Here is a 19,877-nt window from a genome sequence, read left to right as displayed (position 1 = left end):
GAAATGGCATCAGTTTGGCAGTCTGCCTTTCCCTTCCTTGCACGCCAGATGCTGGTTTATATACTACGTTTTTGATACTGAACCTGCCACAGCAACCTCTTCAAATACACCAAACCGTACCGTTTGGCACAGTAGTGCAATCAATGAAGCAAGTGATAATGAGGAACTCGTAAACTGGCATCGAACTCAGTTTATTTTGCTCATACATGTTTCCCAAAAGAAAACCTTAAGCTTTCTTTTCCATGCGCAGTTAGTCAGTCTCAAAAATAGGAGAAGAATAACATTCACAAAAAATTAAAAAATGCGCTGCCTGAACCCTCTATGGTTTCAAACAGCGCATGTCTACTGAATTTCCGTTCTTTTATTCTTCCCTGTCGCGGTTGCCCATCAAAATAAACACATATTGCAGTAAGGTAGCTACACTGGCCAGTGCTGCCACTACATAAGTCATGGCGGCCCAGTGCAGGGCATCTTTTGCCTTTTCATGGGTTTGGCCGGCAGTAATGCGGGTTTGCTGCAACCACGCCAACGCTCTTTTGGAAGCATCAAACTCTACTGGCAGGGTTACAACCGAAAAAACCGTGGTGGCAGAAAACAGTACAATGCCGGCAATCAATAACTGTGGAAAAGCATTTACCAGCAACACACCTGCCAGCAATACCCACTGTACAATACTGCTGCTAAACTGTACGATTGGTACCAATCTGCTTCTGAGCATCAACCAGTTATAAGCTTGTGCATGCTGCACAGCGTGGCCACATTCGTGGGCAGCCACCGCCGCTGCCGAAACATGCTGACCATAGTATACATCCTGGCTCAGGTTCACCGTTTTATCCATTGGGTTGTAGTGGTCCGTCAACTGACCCTCCACCGATATCACTTTTACATCATAAATACCGTTGTCGTGCAGCATTTGCTCAGCTATTTCTTTGCCCGACATACCATTTTGCAGCGGCACTTGGCTATATGCGGAAAACTTTGATTTCAAACGCATCGACACCAGCCAGCTGATGCCCAAAAAAATGATGGAGACCAAATAAATTCCTGACATTTTCTATTCTTTTACAAGCACTTGTACAAAGGGCTTACCAATTACTTCATCATTGCAGTTTTTAACATTCAGATATACTTATGCATTGATAATCAACTGTTTAATCGAAGTTCATCTATCTGCCATCTTGACGAAACAGTCGGCAAGCCTGTCAGTTAGCGTTGAAAAAACGACCCATATTGGCACCAAAAAAACAAGGCGCTTTAAGTGCTTAAAAAGCAGCCTTTGCCACACTCAAGGGGGCAAAATTTATTTTGCATTCTGCACCTTATTTGTATTTTAGCAACAGAATTTAATGGGTTAGTAAGTAAACAGGACTGGATGTCTCTACATCCGGTCCTTTTTTGTGCCCTTGCTATCATAATCCCGTTGATGCAGCCCTGCTGCTGCTCCCAAAAATGTAGGTTTGCGATATGAGTAAAATAAAGACGGCTTTTTTCTGTAATAAATGTGGTTATGAAAGTGCCAAATGGTCGGGCAAATGCCCTTCTTGCGGCGAGTGGAATACGTTTACTCAAGAAGTGATTCACAAAGAAACCAAGGGCGGAAAAGCAGCTCCCTGGCAAGCAGATGATGCACCCACCCCGGGCAAAAAAACTGTTTTGATTCAGGATGTAAATGCCAGCCAGCAACCGCGTTTTTCTACCGGCGATGCCGAAATGGATCGGGTGCTTGGTGGCGGCATAGTGCCGGGCAGCGTGGTGCTGGTAGCCGGCGAACCGGGCATTGGGAAAAGCACCTTGTTTTTACAACTCGGTTTGCAAATGAATGATGTAACCACCCTTTACATTAGTGGTGAAGAAAGCCAGCAACAAATTAAAATGCGGGCCGACAGACTCAAAGCAACGCCCAACGATTTTTACCTGCTCACCGAAACCAACACGCAAACCATTTTCAGTGAAATAAAAAAGCTGAAACCACAACTGCTCATTGTTGATTCAATTCAAACTTTAGAGTCGCCGTACATTGATAGTGCAGCAGGAAGTATTAGCCAGATAAAAGAATGTGCAGCGGAGTTGCAGCGCTTTGCCAAAGAAACCAACACGCCTGTTTTTCTCATTGGTCACATTACAAAAGACGGCAACATTGCCGGCCCGAAAATTTTGGAGCACATGGTAGATACCGTGCTGCAGTTTGAAGGTGACCGTCATTATACATATCGCATTTTACGCACCCTCAAAAACCGATTTGGTTCTACTGCCGAACTAGGTATTTATGAAATGACCGATTTGGGCATGCGGGCTGTGAGCAATCCTTCGGAAATTCTTATTTCACAAAAAGAACATCACCTGAGTGGAAGTGCTATTGCTGCTACGATGGAAGGTATGCGCCCCTTATTGATAGAAGTGCAAGCACTGGTAACGCAAAGCGTATACGGGACACCGCAGCGAACCGTGAGTGGCTTTGATTTACGCCGTTTGCAATTGCTACTCGCTGTGTTGGAAAAAAGAGGAGGTTTTCAATTTGGCATGAAAGACGTTTTCCTCAACATTGCCGGAGGTTTGCGGGTAGAAGATCCTTCTATCGATTTGGCGGTGGTAGTAGCCCTGCTCAGTAGCTATGATGACACGGCAGTTCCGACCAACGTTTGCTTTGCCGGCGAGGTAGGATTGAATGGTGAAGTTCGTGCTGTGAACCGCGTAGACCAACGCATTGCAGAAGCAGCCCGATTGGGTTTCGATAAAATTTTTATCAGTCGCTTTCATACCAAAGGATTGGGCAAACACGCTGACATAGAAGTAGTACCAGTAGCAGGGGTAGATGAAGTGTACCGGGCTTTGTTTTAAACCACTTGCATTTGTGGATGTGCAGCTGTAATTTGTTTGCACAAACCCGTGCCCGTGCTATTACAAGCTGCCGAAAATTTACGCCGTTTATTTTATCCGTTGCTCTGCAAAGCCTGCGGCAACGAAGTGTTTCAACAAGAGCAATTGCTGTGCTGGCGATGCCTGGAAGAATTGCCATTTACCGGCTTTGAGCAGCATGCTGAAAATCCGGTGAAACGCATTTTCACCGGCCGCCTCAAACTACAGGAAGCTTTCAGCTTGTTGTACTTCAACAAAGATTCTATTACCCAAGCCGTAGCCCATCGCTTTAAATACAAAGGCGAAAAAGAACTCGGCATTTTCATGGGTGAAATGATGGGCCGGAAAATGCAATCGATTGATCGGTTTCAACAGTTGGATTACATCATACCGTTGCCGCTCAATAAGAAGAAACTACGCCAACGTGGCTACAACCAGGCAGAGTTGCTGGCCAAAGGCATCAGCCAGATATTGCAAGTACCTGTACATACACAAGCCGTGATGCGTACCCGCTACACCAGCACACAAACCAAGAAAAACCGCATCCAACGCTGGATGAATGTGGAGCATGTGTTTGATGTACAGGAAACCCAATCGCTGGAAGGCAAACATGTGCTGCTGGTAGATGATGTGATTACCACCGGCGCCACCATGGAAGCCATGGGCGAAGTGCTGCTCCGCATTCCGGGCCTGCAGTTGTCGTTGTGCAGTCTGGCATATGCCTCCCGCATTTAAAAGCAAAACACAGTTCAATGAAATAGGCTATCGAAAATGGCGTTATGTTTGACGTACATTATTTTCACCGCATGAGGTTGGCCATTGCATTTATATTGTCTGTTGTTGTTTTTTCTTTGGGTAGTTGTAAAAAAGACCAACTGCTCACCAGTGCCGATGCTAAACTAACACTGGCTACAGAACTACTCACTTTCGATACGGTCTTCACCACTGTTGGTTCCATCACCAAATCATTTACTGTGGTAAATGCGTATGACCAACCACTCAACATCAGCAATATTCAATTGATGGGTGGCAGCAACTCTGCCTACAGCATCAATGTCAATGGTAGTAGTGGTACATCGTTTAGCAACATTCGCCTCAATGCATTCGATAGCTTGTATGTGTTTGTAAAAGTGAACATCAACCCAGGCAGCAGTGACTTGCCTTTTCTGGTAAAAGACAGCATTCGATTTTCCATCAATGGCAACACTCAACAAGTGCAATTGCAAGCTTACGGACAAAATGCCCGCTTCATCAGCAGTGGTCGCATCAGCAGCAATACCACCTGGAACAACACGCTTCCTTATGTAATTGTAAAACCATTGACGATAGATAACGGCATTACATTGACGATAACAGAAGGCACCCGCATTTACTGCAATGCCACAGCCCCCATTATTGTGAATGGCACCCTCAAAGCATTGGGCAAAGTGTACGATAGCACCCGCATCACTTTTCGTGGCGACAGGCTGGATGAAACCTACCGCGACTTTCCCGGCACATGGCCTGGCATAGTGTTCAACAACAGTAGCAGCAACAATGAGCTGCGCTACATCAATGTGCTCAATGCTTATCAAGCCGTGATTGCACAAGGAAATCCTAATGACGTTACGCCAAAGCTCACATTGTTTAGCTGCCAAATCAGTAATGCGTATGATGTAGGCCTGCTGGCTTTCAATACCAAAATTGTAGCGGAAAACTGTCTCATTTCGCAAGTGGGCAATGATGGCGAAACCGGTCTTGGCGGCAGCAACGTACTCCTTACCGCAGGAGGTAATTATACCTTCAATCATTGTACCATTGCTACCTATGCCAACTTTTATCAAAACCACAAGCAGCCTTCGCTGTTCATCAGCAACAACAGTGGTTCACAAAGCCTGCCGCTGCAAGTGCAAATGGATAACTGTATTGTATACGGGCAGGGCGGTTTGGCTACCGATGAAATAGTGGTGAGCAAAACTGGCAACACCGCCTTCGGCATTCAGCTGCGCAACTGTTTGTACAAAGTAAAAAATGATCCGGCCAATGTGACTTTTCTGAATGCACTGAAAAATGTGGAGCCCCTGTTCGACAGCATCAGTACCAGCCGGCAGCAGTATAATTTCCGCCTGAGAGATGAATCGCCGGCCCGCAATGCCGGCTTAGCAGGCGGCCCCAGCACCGACCTCGACGGTAAGCCCCGCCCTGCAGGCACCCGACCCGATATTGGCTGCTACGAAAAACAATAACTCAACCATTTGCCTTTTTTAGCTGTTACCTTCCTGAATCACTCAAACCATTTACCATGAAATATTTATCTGTATTACTGGCGCTGGCCCTGATGGCTTTTGTACCCGTTTCTAAACCCAGCATTCATGCATTTAAAGTAGAAAGCATTGATGGCGGCGTTATTGATTTTGCCAAGTTCAAAGGCAAGAAAATTTTGGTAGTGAATACCGCCAGCAAATGTGGTTATACGTATCAATACGAAGGCCTTGAAAAGTTGTATGACCAGTACAAAGACAAGCTGGTGATTGTAGGCTTTCCGGCCAACAATTTCGGCGGGCAAGAACCCGGCAGTAATGCAGAGGTAAAAGAATTTTGTACCAGCAAGTTTGATGTCAGCTTTCCCATGGCAGCCAAAGTGAGTGTAAAGGGCAGCGATAAAGCCGCCATCTTTAAATGGCTTACTGAAAAAGCTGAAAATGGTGTACTCGATGCCAACATTGGCTGGAACTTCAACAAGTTTTTATTGGATGAAAACGGCCAGCTTATCCAGCACTTTGCCAGCCGTGTAGAACCTACCGATGAAGCCATTACCAAATATTTGAAATAGCCACTGGCTGTTATAGAACTCCACTTTGTTTGTACAAAACCGTTGCTCCTGCAGCGGTTTTTTTATGCTGTGACATGCAAAAACCAGTGCTCTTCATAGCTCAATTTTTACCCAACCCCTCAACCCCCTATCTTGCAGCCATGCTTTTTCCGGATGTAATAGGACAATTGGAAACCCGGCAGCACCTGCTCGATCCGGTGGAGAACAACCGCCTGAGCCATGCCCTGCTGCTGGTGGGTAAAGAAGGAAGCGGACTGCTGCCGCTGGCCATCAACTTTGGCCAGTATGTGGTAAGCATGCCCGCCGAAAAAGCGGCCGCGGCAGCACCCACCCCCGATTTGTTTGGCGGCGGCACCGACCTGTTTGGCGCACCCATTGCCCCACCCGAACCTGCCCCCGAAGCACATGGCGGCATCGACCCGCTGGCTGCACAGCTCATGCACCCCGACCTGCACCTGAGCTACCCCGTGCTACCCAAAAAAAGCGGCGACAAACCCGTGAGCACCGATTATATCAGCGAGTTCCGGGAGTTTTTCAAACTCATGCCCTATGGCTCCGGCTTCGACTGGCTGCAAAGCATCAACGCCGAAAACCGGCAGGGCAACATTACCGCCGAAGAGTGCAACGACATCATTCGCAAACTCAGCCTCAAAACCTTTAAAGCCCGCTACAAAGTATTGGTGATGTGGCTGCCCGAATACCTGGGCAAAGAGGGCAACAAGCTGCTGAAACTGATAGAAGAACCACCGGTTGATACCTTATTTATACTGGCCACCGAAAACGAGGCCGACGTGCTGCCCACCATTGTGAGCCGCTGCCAAACCATACGGGTGCCGCCGCTTACCGAAGCCGATGTAGAAGAAGCCCTCATCAACCGCTGCAATGCCACCCCCGACACGGCCCGTCAGCTGGCCATGGTATGCGAAGGCAACTACCACGAAGCGCAGCAACTCCTGCAGCACAACGAAGACGATTTCAACGGGCTGCTCCGCGACTGGCTCAATGCCAGCCTGCTAAAAGGTGCCAAGGCTTTTGAACGCTTCGATTTGCAAAACAAGTTTGTCACCGCCGTCAGCTCACTTGGCCGCGAAAGGCAAAAGCAGTTTCTGCGCTACTTTTTGCAGCTGGTGGAGCAAAGCATCCGCCTCCGCCTGGTAGGCGAAGAGCAGGTACACCTGCCCCCTACCGAAAAAGATTTTGCCCTCCGGCTCAACAAGTTTAGCGGCCTCGGCCAGCAAAAAGCCATTGCCGAAGAACTGGAGAAAGCCATTTACTACATAGAGCGAAACGCCAATGCCAAAATGCTGTTCCATGCCCTTACGCTCAAATTGAGGGGTATTGTGCTCGAGAAAACCATATTTTTGACGCTGTAATCCGTGAGAAAGATTTTTGAGGCGAAACTTTTTTGTGAACCAACCTGGGTGCTTATGGCAGCTTCGTTGTGTCACTCACTGCAACTGTTGATTCTTTATTCAGCATAAAAAGGCAAACCCCGTTTGCCCAGCTTGCCAGCCACCGCTACCCCGTGTAGCCATCCGGCCCATTGGCAACAAGTATGGTGCAAAGCCGATACTTGCACTGCTGTACAAGTCTCCCGATAACTATCGGGAGACACAAAGAAGCTCAAGAGCTGCTCCAAAATGGTTTCACCCAAAAAACAGGTAACTCCAAAGCAACGTTAGGTACACTGTAACCAACGTAGTTATTGGTATTCAATCATTAGGAAAAGGGAATAGAGATATGGGATGTGGAAGTTGTGGTTCGGGCTCATCGGGCAAACCCAATGGTTGCAAAAGCAACGGCGGCTGTAGCAGCGGCGGTTGTAACCGCATGAATGTGCACGATTGGCTGGCCAATTTACCCTTTGCTGACCCCAACAGCAGTTGCAAAATTGTAGAGGTAAGCTTCAATCAGGGAAGCCGTAAAGAATATTATCGCAATGCATCGTTGCAATATTTTGCCAAGGGCGAACTGGTAACGGTAGAAGGTGTCAGCGGTTTTGATGTAGGCGAAGTAAGCCTGAGCGGCGAACTGGTACGCATGCAACTCAAAAAGCGCAACCTGCCCGAAGACAGTGCTGATATTAAAAAAATACTGCGCCGCAGTACACCCACCGATTTGGAGAAATGGCAGGAAAGCAAAGGCCGCGAAAAGGAAGCCCTCATTCGCAGCCGTGCCGTAGCCCGGCAATTGGGCCTGCAAATGAAACTGGCTGAAGTAGAAATACAAGCGGATGGCAAAAAAGCGACCTTCTTTTACACCGCCGACGACCGGGTGGATTTTCGGGAGCTCATTAAAATTTTTGCCGGCGAGTTTAGGGTAAAAGTAGAAATGCGCCAGATTGGCCCCCGCCAGGAAGCCGGCAAAGTAGGTGGCATTGGCAGCTGTGGCCGTGAGCTCTGCTGCAGCACCTGGCTCACCGATTTTAAGAGTGTGAACACCACGGCGGCCCGCTATCAAAACCTGAGCATCAACCAGGCCAAACTGAGTGGCCAGTGCGGCCGCCTCAAGTGCTGCCTCAACTACGAGCTGGATACTTACCTCGATGCCTTACAACATTTTCCCAACGATGCCGATGTGCTGGAAGTGAGCCGTGGCCGGGCCTTTTTGGTGAAGAAAGATATTTTCAAAAACCTGATGTGGTACACCCTGCCCGACAGCACCAAGCAATACCCGCTGACGCTGAAACGGGTACAAGAAATAAAAGCCATGAACCGCAATGGCGAACGCCCCGACGATTTGCAAGCGGTTGAAGTGGTGAGCAACAAACCACGTGATGTTGAACCCGAATTTGTAGATGTGGTGGGCCAAATCAGCCTGCGCAGCCTGGAAAAAACAAGCCGCCGCCAACGGGAAAAAGAACGGGGCAATAGCGGCCGGGGGCCTGGACAAGACCGAGGTCAAGGACAAGGAAGAGGACAGGGACAGAATCAGGGACGTGGACAAGGGCAGCAACCAGCACAAGGCCGAGGTCAAGGTCAAGGACGGGAGCAGGCCGAAGGCGGACAGGGCAACAACCAACGACCGCCACGCCAGCAGCAACAGCAGCAGCGACCGCCACAACAACAACGGCCACCACAGCAACCGGGCCAGCAGCCACCAGCCGGCGGACAGAGCAACAACCAGCGGCGCAATAAACCGCCCCGTGGCCCAAGACCGCCAAAGCCCGAAGGCAACGCCTAAGCGACACCGCACAAGGCACTTGCCCATTTGATAACCCCGCTTATATTTGCAACTCAATAAACAACACAGATCCTCATGGAACAATACGTAGAAGAAGTAGCCAAGAAAAGCACCGGCAAGCATTGGGCCCTTTTCTTTTTCTGGACCATCGCCATGATGGTGCTGATGTTTTCACCCTACGGACAGTGGTTTTGGCTGCTGCTTCCTTTTGTGGTAACCGAATTTGCCAAAGCAATGGACCTGCTGTAATCAACACAACCATTTAGAATGATACAAGAAAGCCCTGCAAGGAATTGCGGGGCTTTTTGATTTGGTGTGGGTGCGGACCTTAACAGGCCAGAGGCAATCAACACCAAGTACACGTCCTACCAGAACGTTTCTTACATGAGTTCACAGCTACCAATTGCGAAAGCTGCAAAAGAGTTGGTGGGTTCATTTCTTTCGGGGTGTGATGCTTGTGCAAAGAGCCAGTACAAAAGCGCATGATGGCAGGCATGGCTCTACGGCAACAGCAATATTCCTACACATACAAGCATGCCGCAATACCTATTTATGGGTAATTTGCCTGCTGCAAATGAGAAACTGTCTTTTACAAAACTGGCGAATGCCTGTGGCAAAACAACCAAGACAACTGCTGTCTGCTTTTGCCATTTTATGCAGTTTGTTGATTTGTACATCAGGCTTGCAGGCGCAGTTGTCAATACGCTTACTCCCCGATTCAGCTGTTCGCAAAGGAGAACTGCCATGGCATACACATTTTCCGATAGCAGCTACAAACGGACAATTCAACCCGGGCTTTACCAACACCGCATGGTGGCTTACTACCACGGTGTACAACACCGATAGTGTAGTGCAGCAATACAAGCTGGTGCTAAATAATCCGCACATCAACCTGCTAAAGTATTACCAAAATGGAGATACCACGCCGCTCCACATTACCGGCGATTGGCTGCCATTTGCCCAACGTCCTTTTCAAGACAGAGACTTTGTGTTTCCCCTGCAGATTTTGCCTCACGACAGCATACCGATTTTGTTGTTGGTAGATAAAGCAAACGAGTCGCTACAACTGCATGCCGAACTATACAGCAACGAAGCATTTGAACAAATGCGGCATCTGCAAAATTTGCTCATGGGTGCTGGTCTTGGCTGGATGCTGTTGATTGTATTGCTCTCGGTATTTCTCGGTATTTCCTTATCGGATAAAGCTGCCCTTATCTACGCCTTGTATGTATTGTTCACCATGGCTTGGATTGTTAGCAACTGGGGCATTGGCTTTCAGTATTTATGGCCGGAACTCACCGATTTTCCGAGCAAGGCAAGACCCGTTTTTTTGTTGCTCTGCACCGCAAGTTTTTTAGCAACGCTTCCCCAATTCTTCCCTCCTTTTAGTAGCCGCAAATGGTTGGTAAAAAGTATTCACATCAGTATTGGAGTACAGGTGACACTCGCAGTCGTACTCCTTTTTTCCAACTATCAGCAATTGCCATCCGTTATAAAGGTTCCCTTTTTACAGGTATGCTCTGTATGTAGTATTGTTTCGGTTGTGCTGTGTGTATTGTACCTGTGGCGCCAATGGCGAAACAATGCGCCACTCGTTGGTTATTACTTTACCGGCATTAGCTTTTTGCTGTTCGTTACGCTACTACTCAACTTGCATCAGTTTGGCATTTCTGCTGCACCCAATGAGTTTTTAAACATGTATGGCAGCAGCCTTGGCCTCATTGGTGAAAGCACCATTCTTGGTTTGGGATTTGCCCACAGAGCCAATCTTCATCGAAAACAAAAAGAACAACTGGCCCGGCAATTGCTGGAACAGGAAAAACAACTGGCAGAAAAAATCATTGCTGTAGAAGCAGAAGAACGGGCCAGAATTGGCCGCGACTTACACGATACGGTTGGCAGCATGCTGGCCACCATCAACATGCGGTTGAACAAGTTGATTCATCAGGAAAAACTACCCGAAGAAGCTACCGGGCTTCAAGCATTGATTGCTACTACCATGCAGGAAACACGCAGCATTTCGCACAACCTGGTGCCACCGCATTTGGCCGGCATTGGATTGGAGCAAGTGATGCTCAATCACATCAACAGCATCAATCAGCAAGCAGGCTTGCAAGTACAATTTGATTATGCGGTTGACACACAACTGCCGGAATCATTTCAGTTGTTGGTATACCGCATTTGTCATGAGCTGCTACACAACATAATGAAACATGCAGCAGCCAGCGAAGCCAACCTTAGCATTGCCGAAGACTGTGGCGCCATTCAAATCATTGCCGAAGACAATGGCAAAGGTTTCAGCAACAGTACAGCGTCAAAAGGCATAGGTTTGAAAAACATCGACAACAGAATTGCATATCTGAAAGGCACACTGCACATTGACTCCAACACATCTGGCACAACCATTGTTATTACATTACCCATTTGATATTTATGCCGGAGTTAAAACCAGTTCGGATATTTCATATTGATGATCATTTGTTGTTTACACAAGGCGTGTATTCATTGCTGTACGATGTGCCAGAGATAACATGGTTGGGCAGTGCTACCAATATACAGCAGGGTTTGCAAGGTTGCCGCGTATTGCAACCCGACCTGTTGCTACTCGATTATTTTTTACCCGATGGCAATGGGCTCGACTTGGCCAAACAGCTGATGCAGGAAGACCCATCATTGCACGTTATTTTCCTAACCATGGAAAATAGCCGCAGCATTATGCAGCAGTGTAAAGACATGGGCATTGGCGGCTATCTGCTCAAATCGACCGGCAGAACGGAACTGCTGGATGCGATAAAAACCGTGCAGCAACGGCAACAATATTACATGTGGCGACAACCTGATAATTTGCCCCTGTCTGAGCACGATAAACTGCAACGACTCAGCAAACGGGAAAGAGAAATTGTGCTGTTGGTATGCGAAGGATTGACGACTGCAGAAATTGCCGACAAGCTGAGTTTGAGTCAACTCACTGTATCAACCCACCGCAAAAATTTGCTGCGCAAACTGGATTTGAAAAATGCGGCGCAACTGGCCATGCTGGCCACCCGCATTAAAGAAATGGATCGCTAAAATCAGCTGCGCAAATAACGCCGTACTGTGCTCCTGTTGGTAAGCCACACCAGCAGCATCACCAGTAGCATGGCAGCAATGGTTACCCAGCTGATGAATGCTGCAATATTCATTTGCTGTGCTGCCAGCAAATAATGCATGCCGTATTGAATACCGCTGAGCAGTAGCAAAACCGTCAGCATCACCACACCATTTACAGGCATGAATTGCCGCATTAAAAATGACTGCAATGCCTTGGGCGAAGTACCAATCGTTTTGAGCAATTCAATATCGGGCCGGCTGCTGGCAATGGTAAGCTGTATAAACAAACTAAACACCAGCATACCAAACAGCAACATCACCAAACCAATGCTGCCCACAATGCCAACAATCCAATTGACAATGACCCGCACTTTGCTGAAGCGGGTTTTATCAGTATTGGTACGCCAGCCTCTGTCGGCCAGGTATTTCACCAATTCGGGATCTGAAGGATCATTGGTTTTAATGACCAGGCGGGTAGTGAGTGGTGTAGTACTGTAGCCGTACAATTGGTTGGCCCAATCCATGCAGGATTGCGGAATTAAAATAGAATTCAAGCGGTCGGAAGTGCCAACAATATGACCTACCAATTCTGCTGAACTGCCCTTGCCTGAGATCGTTATTTTCAGCGGAATTACTTTCAATGCTTCTATAGACAACTGCGGCAGATTTTGCTGGCTCATGGCCATGCCCGTATTGTACAAATCGATGAAGAATGTTGGAATAATGACGGGCAAATCCCGCTGGCCTTGTTGCCACTGCCAACTGTTGGTTTGTACATCAATAAATTCATCGGGTACACTTTCGAAATAAGCATCACTGTAAAAAGGAATGGCATCGCTGTAGCTACTCACATTCACCGAAAAATTCGACGCTGTCAACACACCCATTTTTTCGACAAAAGGTTGTGCCTGCAGGCTATCGGCTTCTGCTTTTGTAAAAGCACTCAGCGCTTTATTGCTCTGCCTTTCGCCGGTGATTTGCTTGTTGATGACGAGAAAATCGGCCGTTTCATTGTCGTTGTTTTTGCCATGCAACAACTCATTAAAATTCATGAAGGTTTGCACAGCCAGCAGAATGAACATCATGGCTACACCCATACCAATAGTAGCCATCAAAAAACGTACTTTACCAATACCGGCACGTATCAGTTTTTTGAGCAAGGGTTGTATGGAAGGCTGCGTGGCCATGGTTACAATTGCAAATAACGGGTGTAAGAAAAATGCTGATCATCGTCGAGATCGGTGAGCAAAAAACCAGCCTTGCGTTGGGTGCAGGCTTCTGCAATCAGCGCTGCTGCTTTGGCTGTATTTTGCTGATCGAGGTGGCTGAAAGGTTCATCCATCAGCAACCACTCAAAGGGTTGCACCAAGGCACGAATGATGGCAATGCGTTGCTGCTCGCCGTAGCTACAAGTAGCAGCCTGCTGATGCAACACATGCGCCACACCCAAGCGTTCGGCCATTGCCTGCACATCTTCACTGCTGCAATAAGGCGTAGCCGGCATACGGCGTTTCAGTTCAATATTTTCTAAAGCTGTGAGCTGGCCAAACAACCGTAAATCCTGAAACACCACACTCAACTGTGTTTGTCTTATGCCCGCCAATGCTTCTTGCGAAAGTGCCGATACCGGTTGGTCGTTGTACAATACATTGCCCGTATAGTCTTTGCGCAGATGCCAGATGATGTGGTGCAACGTGGTTTTGCCTGTACCGCTGGGGGCTTTCACCTTAATCCATTCGCTGGCATGCAGCTGCACTTGCTGGTTCCAGATTTGTGAGGAACGCTGCAATACTTTTTCCCGAATGGGTGTTGGTACAATATGGTCCAGTGTGATGGTCATGATAACGATAAAGACAACTCAGCAATATTAACCAAAAAACATTGCCATGGTTGAGTAACCATGGCAATGCACTTATTCAGGAATACAATTATTGCATTTCAATTTCAGCTTCCATGCGTTTGTACATTTCTTCCTCCTCTTTTTCTTTCGCCTTCATTTCGTCGGCTATGAACATGAGGTAACGCACCAGCTGCGGCAAGGTGTTTTTGCCCGGCGCCATTTGCATTTCACCTTTTGTCGTCAGTTTCTTGCCATCGAAGTTGCCCGAAGAAAACCATACATCACCAAAGATTTCCTTAGAACGATTCAGGATGTTTTTCTCATGCACATCGCTGCTGTCGAACATAGTTTCAGGTATGCCTTTGAGGATAGAAGGCGTGTTGAGATAGAAACCAACACTCTGATCTTTCAAAGCTGTACGGGCTTGCTCTGGCAACTTTGCACCAGCTTTACCGCTGGCATAGTTGGCATACACTGTGCTGTCGTTGCTGATAATCAACAGGTCGCCTTCAATGCCGGCAAACACGCCAAGCTGCGGCATGGGCGCCGTCATTTCACCATCTTCCATATCAATTTGGGGTGATACAGGTACAAGACGATTGCCTTCACGACGAATGCCGCCTTCTTTTTCAGCCAAACCAATCAGTTTGTCGAAGGCTGCTTTGTCGCCAATGCGAATGGCCATCAGCAATTTGCCGGTGGGTTCTACGCTTTTATAACTGGCGTCTTTACCAAATGATTTTGATTCGAAAGCAAAATCGCTGAACACGATGGCGAAATCACCTTTGAATGCTTTGGCAATTTCATCGGCAGTTACACCGCCTTGGCTGAGTGCCATATTTACCAAGGCTTCAACGCCCAGTTCTTTTACAAATGCAGGAAGCAATTCTGGCTTAAAGCTAAAGGCCGTTACACCATTTACATTGGCATTAGGATAACGCTCTACCAGACTCATATCCACCACAGGGCCTGCATATTTTTTCAGTAAATCGCCCAGCTTTTTGCCTACATAGCTATCGCCTTCAATCACAATTTTGCCATCTTCAAAGTTGATGACAGAAGTGCTGTAGGCATCAGCTATCAATTCTTTTACCTGTGGCATCATGTTCATGAAAGGGTTGCTGGCTACTCCTGCTGCAGACTCACTGCTGGTAAACATGGCCACATCGGCAGGCTTTTCCATTAACTCATTGAATACATCAATGCTGGCAACGCTTTCGTCTTTCTTCAGCTCAAAATATTTTTTGATGTCTTCTTTGGTATTGGTAGACAATACAGGTGCTGTGGTATTGCCTGCTGCAGTATCGCCCATCAGGTCATTCATATCCACCATACCATAATCAGCAGTCGATTGTTTACCTACCATCATTACCGCATCCTTTTTCCAACCGATAGAAACCATGGGCAGGCTCACAACTGAAATGTCGCCCATCTTTTCAATCTTGGCATCTTTGAATTGCTTGCCGATGAATGCTTCCAGTTTTGCAGCATCTTCCAATCCTGCTACCAGCTGAAAAGAAAGACTGCCACCGTTGAAATTCATTTCGGGTACGGCTACAAATACGCGGCTCTGAAAATCGATGCCAGCGTCTTTGAATTGCTTCCACATGTCCAGGGCTTCGGTATAACCGGTGTTGCCTTTTTCATCTTTCAGCACCTGCATCATGTTTTCGATGCTCAGCGAATCTTTCTCCAGTTTTTGTACCATGCTTTTTACATCAAAAGCCAGTACATAGCCTGCAGATTTGGGAATGTAACGTGTGTATTCGGGGCCTTTTTTGCCGCAGGAAGCCAGCACTATGGCGGCCAATACGAGGAGTCCTGCAAAACGGTTACGGTTCATAAGTGATAGTAGAATTTGACACAAAGATGCGGGGAATGGAGTGGATGCACAAACCCGCAGCCCGATAATACAAGGGCGGCAGTGAATGCCGCAAAGTGCTGGTTGTAGCTACCATGAGCGGCAGCAAAAACCTATAAACATTGGTTATACAAACTGATTTTGCACCTGTACAGAAAGCAGGTACTTTTCGGGTATGAAATTCGAAACCAGAGAGCTACCGGCCCGCAAACGCATTGCCATGGTAGCACACGACCATAAGAAAGATGATATTATTGAGTGGGCGTATTTTAACCGCGACATGCTGGCCAAGCACGAACTGTTTGCCACGGGTACCACCGGCAAACTGCTGGAAGAAAAACTGGACCGGCCGGTGCGTAAATTGATGAGTGGCCCCTTGGGTGGCGATCAGCAAATTGGCGCCATGATTTCGAATGGCGAAATAGACATGCTCATCTTTTTTGGGACCCCATGGAAGCGCAGCCACATGATACCGACATTAAAGCGCTGCTTCGATTAGCGGCCGTATGGAACATTCCCATGGCCACCGACCGAAGCACGGCCGACTTTTTGCTCACCAGCCCGCTGATGCAGCACAAATACGAATGCAAAGTGCCCGACTACAGCAGCTATCTCAAGCGAAACATTCCGCACTAATACATGCCCGGCTCACTAAATCCATACCTTGATGTAAGTACACAACCGGGTGTGTTGCAGCTGCGCCTCAACCCCACACATCGGGTGTTGCATTGGTGCATCAGCAGGCTGCTACCCCTGTTTATTCTCGTGATGCTCGGCATCAGCGGGTATTACTTATGGGAGGCTAAAGCCGGCTGGATTTCTTTGTGGCTGCTAGGCGTACTGCCAGCACCATTTATCATGCTGTTTGTACCCTCGTGGCCATGTATTACAGTAAGCAAGCATCGCATAGAAGTTGTACTGCACAGAGGCTTTAGCAAAAGAACCAACACCTATACCGTTCAAGCAACAGACAGTATCGTAGTTTTTTGGAAGAGGTCTTATAAAACAGCGTCGTGGGTATTTGCCATTCAGCATGCAGATGGTAGCACAGAGAATTTGTTTGACATTCCCAACTCGCCTTTTCGCCAGCGCCAAAAGGAAAAGAAAACCTGCTACAAGCCTTGCAGGCATATAGCAGGTAAAAAATGTAAACGCATGGCTCAGGGCTTTCCTTGCAGGCTCTTGTACAGCACATCATGAATGCGGCTGCGGATGTTGAGGTCGAGCAGTGTACGATTATCGCCACCACCGGGATGCACCCGGTTGCTGAGGAAAATATATACCAGCTCAGTAGCAGGATCTACCCATACACAAGTACCGGTAAAGCCTGTGTGCCCGTAAGTGGCAGCAGAAACAAACTGCGCAGGATAAGCTGTTTTTTCATTGCGCAGGCTGTTGTTTTTCTCCGGCTTATCAAAACCCAAACCACGGCGGCTAATGGGTGTTTGATAACTGGTGAACCAATCAATTGTTGATTTTTTCAAGTATTGCTTGCCATTGAACAGGCCACCATTCAACAGCATCTGGTACAACTTGGCCAGGTCTTCTGCATTGCTAAACAAACCCGCATGACCAGCCACATTACCAAACATGGCCGCACCGGGGTCGTGTACATAACCCCACACCAGTTGCTGGCGAAAAACCTTTTCCTGCTCAGTAGGGGCAATACTGCTGTTGGCAAAATGCTCATATGGTTTAAAGCCTGTAGTTCGCATACCCATAGGCGCATAAAACTGCTGCTGCACATATTGCTCCAATGGCAAACCACTCACAGCTTCTACCAACTTGCCCAGCAGAATAAAATCGTTATCGCTGTACACATACTTCAGTTCTTTAGCAGCTACAGGGCTGGTATAAATGCGGCGATACATGGTATCTACCCAATCGTTGCGCATAAAGAGTTGGTCTGTTACATCTACCGAAAAATTCGATTGTTTAAACGGCGTAAAAACCGCTGGCGAAGCTTTGCCAGTAGCTGCATCCGTTACTTCTTTGTAAAAAGGAATCCATGCTACCAAACCGGCCTGATGCAACAATAAGTTTTCTACCGTCAGGTTTTCCTTATCACCACCTTTGAGCCAAGGCAAATACTCGCTGGCTTTTTTCTTTACATCCACCTTGCCTTGTTCTACCAGTTTCATTACTGCTACTGTAGTGGCAGATATTTTTGTCACACTCGCCAAATCGAAAATGGTGCTGGTTTGCATGGGCAATGTTTGAGCCGCATCCAAATGGCCGTATGCTTTTTGAAACACCAGTTTACCTTTGCGCAACACCGTTACCACACAGCCCGGCGTAGCACCTGCAGCAATGGCTTCTGCAGCAATGGCATCTATCTGGCGCAAGGTGTCGCTGCTCATGCCCACTGCTTCGGGAGCCACGGCAGCAAAGGATTTGGCCGCTGTAGCACCAGTACCAAATTTCCAATTGCCTACGGTAACAGGCAATGACCCACTGGCGGCAAATTGCCCTTTGAGCCAGCTGGCTGCCACCGACTGAAATACAGAATCATCTTCATAACAAGCCACCAGGTTTTCATAGCCGGTAGAGTCGAACTGCGCCATAGCGTAAGGGTTGCCAAACAACAACAGTGAACTACCCTTTTTATTACCCAATGTTTTTACCAATGAAACTGCAGCTTCGCCCATGCTGAAATTGTTGGCCGGTTGGCGACGCACATCGTGCAAGCCAACAACAATATTGGCGGGTTTGAAGGCATTGATTTTTTTCAGCAATGAATCGGCCGTTGCTGCGGTGCCATTTTTCAAAGGCATAAAAAATACCTGATGCTGTTGAGCTTTCATCAACCTGGCCATAGGAATGTCAGGCACATTACCTACCAATATATATACTGTTTTGCTGCCGGCTTTTGGCTTGGCATGCATCGCATTTCCTCTCACCACCGTAAGTGCTTGTGTGGCTACTTCTTTGCGCAGCTCATCCACCTGTGCATTCAAATCGTTGAGCAAATTGGTTTCATTTACAGCAGCAGTTTTACCCAACACATAATCGTATTTCGCTTCCAGCACCCGCTTGCATTTATGATACACATCATTCCAAGTCAATCTTCCTGCCTCGATAGCTTTTTTAATGGCATCAATGGTTTTGGGTACATCGGCGGGCAGGCACAGCATGTCGTTGCCGGCAATGATGCTTTGCACAGCAGCTTCGCCACTGGGAAAATATTTGGCCACCCCTTTCATTTCCAATGCATCCGTAAATGTGAGCCCGTTATAACCGAGCTCATTGCGCATAAGGCCCGTAATGTTGTTGTACGACAATGACGTAGGCTTATTGGGCGTGGTATCTATAGCAGGTATGCTCAGGTGCGCCACCATAGCACTGCCAATGCCTTTGGCAAACAATTCTTTGAAAGGATACAGCTCCAACGCCGTCAGCTCATCCATGTTTTTATTGATGATGGGCAAATCATAATGGCTGTCTACACTCACATCGCCGTGGCCGGGAAAATGCTTGGCACAAGCCATGACACCGGCATCTTGCATGCCTTGCATAATGCGGGTGCCCATGAGGGCCACTTTGTATTTGTCTTCACCAAAACTGCGCACCCCTATCACCGGGTTGGCGGGGTTGTTGTTGATGTCAACCACCGGTGCATAGTTCACATGTATGTTCATCCGCTTACATTGGTCGGCAATGGCCTGCCCCACTTTGTACACCACGGCTGCATCATTTACCGCACCCATAGTAAGCTGATATGGAAATGATTTTACACCGGCGAAACGCATGCCCAAACCCCATTCACCATCTACCGTTACCATGATGGGTGTTTTGGCTTTGGCCTGAATGCTGTTGAGCAGTGCCGCCTGCTGCGCCGGACTGCCTTGGAATAAACACACTGCACCTACATTGTATTTACTTACCCAATCGTTGGCCAAACTATCAAACATAATGGGATTGCCTTTGGCATCCATACTGCTGGTACGAATAACCATGAGCTGCGCAATGCGTTCTTCATTACTCAACGATTGAAACACACTATCCACCCATTGTTGCTTTTGCGCCATCAACTGACCGGCACAAAACATCGACATCATAAAAAGCAAGCGACGCATTTTCGAACTGTTTATTGTTGCAAAGGTTACGAGTTTACATGTTTACGAGTTCACAAGTTCCAATGTTTGAAAGTTCCAATGTTCATTCCACTACTGGCATCCCGTCTTTCCAACTTTCCAACCTGCCAACCTGCCAAACCTTTTTACCATTCAACAAAT

At 47.6% G+C, this 19,877-nt stretch carries 15 protein-coding genes and 1 pseudogene; 11 read left to right on the top strand and 5 right to left on the bottom strand.

All coding sequences use genetic code 11. The annotated features are described in order from the left end of the window. Nucleotides 1–361 precede the first annotated feature (361 nt). A complete protein-coding gene (locus GLV81_RS01375) occupies nt 362–1,051 on the bottom strand; it encodes a zinc metallopeptidase (protein ID WP_157476162.1) in 690 nt (229 codons plus the stop codon). A 413-nt stretch (nt 1,052–1,464) separates the two neighbouring features. Here GLV81_RS01375 and radA point away from each other — a divergent pair, with 413 nt between their 5' ends. From radA to GLV81_RS19105, 9 genes are all read left to right on the top strand, one after another. After that, entirely contained in the window at nt 1,465–2,838 is a 1,374-nt protein-coding gene (gene radA, locus GLV81_RS01370) for a DNA repair protein RadA (RefSeq protein ID WP_157476160.1), read from the top strand. A gap of 54 nt (nt 2,839–2,892) precedes the next feature. Further along, nucleotides 2,893–3,591, top strand: coding sequence for a ComF family protein (locus GLV81_RS01365; protein WP_157476158.1), 699 nt, complete (start codon nt 2,893–2,895; stop codon nt 3,589–3,591). A gap of 44 nt (nt 3,592–3,635) precedes the next feature. Continuing rightward, the gene (locus GLV81_RS01360) at nt 3,636–5,081 is read left to right on the top strand and encodes a choice-of-anchor Q domain-containing protein (protein WP_157476156.1); all 1,446 of its coding nucleotides are present in this window, start codon (nt 3,636–3,638) and stop codon (nt 5,079–5,081) included. Nucleotides 5,082–5,137: 56 nt separating this feature from the next. Further along, a complete protein-coding gene (locus tag GLV81_RS01355) occupies nt 5,138–5,668 on the top strand; it encodes a glutathione peroxidase (RefSeq protein ID WP_157476154.1) in 531 nt (176 codons plus the stop codon). A 140-nt stretch (nt 5,669–5,808) separates the two neighbouring features. Further along, nucleotides 5,809–7,041 carry a DNA polymerase III subunit gene (locus tag GLV81_RS01350; protein WP_157480634.1) on the top strand — a complete coding sequence of 411 codons (1,233 nt, stop codon included), beginning with the start codon at nt 5,809–5,811 and terminating at the stop codon, nt 7,039–7,041. Between the two features lie 367 nt (nt 7,042–7,408). Next, on the top strand, nt 7,409–8,851 hold the full coding sequence (locus GLV81_RS01345; RefSeq protein ID WP_157476152.1) for a PSP1 domain-containing protein: 1,443 nt from the start codon (nt 7,409–7,411) through the stop codon (nt 8,849–8,851). Nucleotides 8,852–8,926: 75 nt separating this feature from the next. After that, nucleotides 8,927–9,100 (top strand): hypothetical protein, encoded by a 174-nt coding sequence (locus tag GLV81_RS01340; RefSeq protein WP_157476150.1) that lies wholly within the window; start codon nt 8,927–8,929, stop codon nt 9,098–9,100. Between the two features lie 361 nt (nt 9,101–9,461). Continuing rightward, nucleotides 9,462–11,279: a sensor histidine kinase gene (locus tag GLV81_RS01335; RefSeq protein ID WP_197428835.1), complete on the top strand. Its 1,818-nt coding sequence runs from the start codon at nt 9,462–9,464 to the stop codon at nt 11,277–11,279. Between the two features lie 5 nt (nt 11,280–11,284). After that, the gene (locus GLV81_RS19105; RefSeq protein WP_197428834.1) at nt 11,285–11,920 is read left to right on the top strand and encodes a response regulator; all 636 of its coding nucleotides are present in this window, start codon (nt 11,285–11,287) and stop codon (nt 11,918–11,920) included. Between the two features lie 2 nt (nt 11,921–11,922). Here the strand turns inward: GLV81_RS19105 and GLV81_RS01325 are convergent, their stop codons facing one another. The 3 genes from GLV81_RS01325 to GLV81_RS01315 form a co-directional block, all read right to left on the bottom strand. After that, nucleotides 11,923–13,128: an ABC transporter permease family protein gene (locus GLV81_RS01325; protein ID WP_157476146.1), complete on the bottom strand. Its 1,206-nt coding sequence runs from the start codon at nt 13,126–13,128 to the stop codon at nt 11,923–11,925. Between the two features lie 2 nt (nt 13,129–13,130). Next, complete coding sequence (locus tag GLV81_RS01320; RefSeq protein WP_157476144.1) at nt 13,131–13,781, bottom strand: ATP-binding cassette domain-containing protein; 651 nt, start codon at nt 13,779–13,781, stop codon at nt 13,131–13,133. Nucleotides 13,782–13,869: 88 nt separating this feature from the next. Further along, nucleotides 13,870–15,624, bottom strand: a complete 1,755-nt coding sequence (locus GLV81_RS01315) for a DUF4836 family protein (RefSeq protein ID WP_157476142.1) — start codon at nt 15,622–15,624, stop codon at nt 13,870–13,872. A gap of 193 nt (nt 15,625–15,817) precedes the next feature. On the opposite strand from GLV81_RS01315, the pseudogene GLV81_RS01310 reads away from it, so the two are divergent. Together GLV81_RS01310 and GLV81_RS01305 are read left to right on the top strand one after the other, a co-directional pair. Further along, nucleotides 15,818–16,278: pseudogene (locus GLV81_RS01310) on the top strand (methylglyoxal synthase). Between the two features lie 3 nt (nt 16,279–16,281). Further along, nucleotides 16,282–16,842, top strand: coding sequence for a hypothetical protein (locus tag GLV81_RS01305; RefSeq protein WP_157476140.1), 561 nt, complete (start codon nt 16,282–16,284; stop codon nt 16,840–16,842). Here GLV81_RS01305 and GLV81_RS01300 read toward each other — a convergent pair. Continuing rightward, a complete protein-coding gene (locus GLV81_RS01300; RefSeq protein WP_157476138.1) occupies nt 16,803–19,718 on the bottom strand; it encodes a serine hydrolase domain-containing protein in 2,916 nt (971 codons plus the stop codon). The genes GLV81_RS01305 and GLV81_RS01300 overlap by 40 nt on opposite strands. Nucleotides 19,719–19,877 lie beyond the last annotated feature (159 nt).

Origin of the sequence: Phnomibacter ginsenosidimutans, from assembly GCF_009740285.1 — a bacterium.
GTDB classification, from domain to species: domain Bacteria; phylum Bacteroidota; class Bacteroidia; order Chitinophagales; family Chitinophagaceae; genus Phnomibacter; species Phnomibacter ginsenosidimutans.
This window is presented reverse-complemented; position numbering and strand designations above follow the sequence as displayed.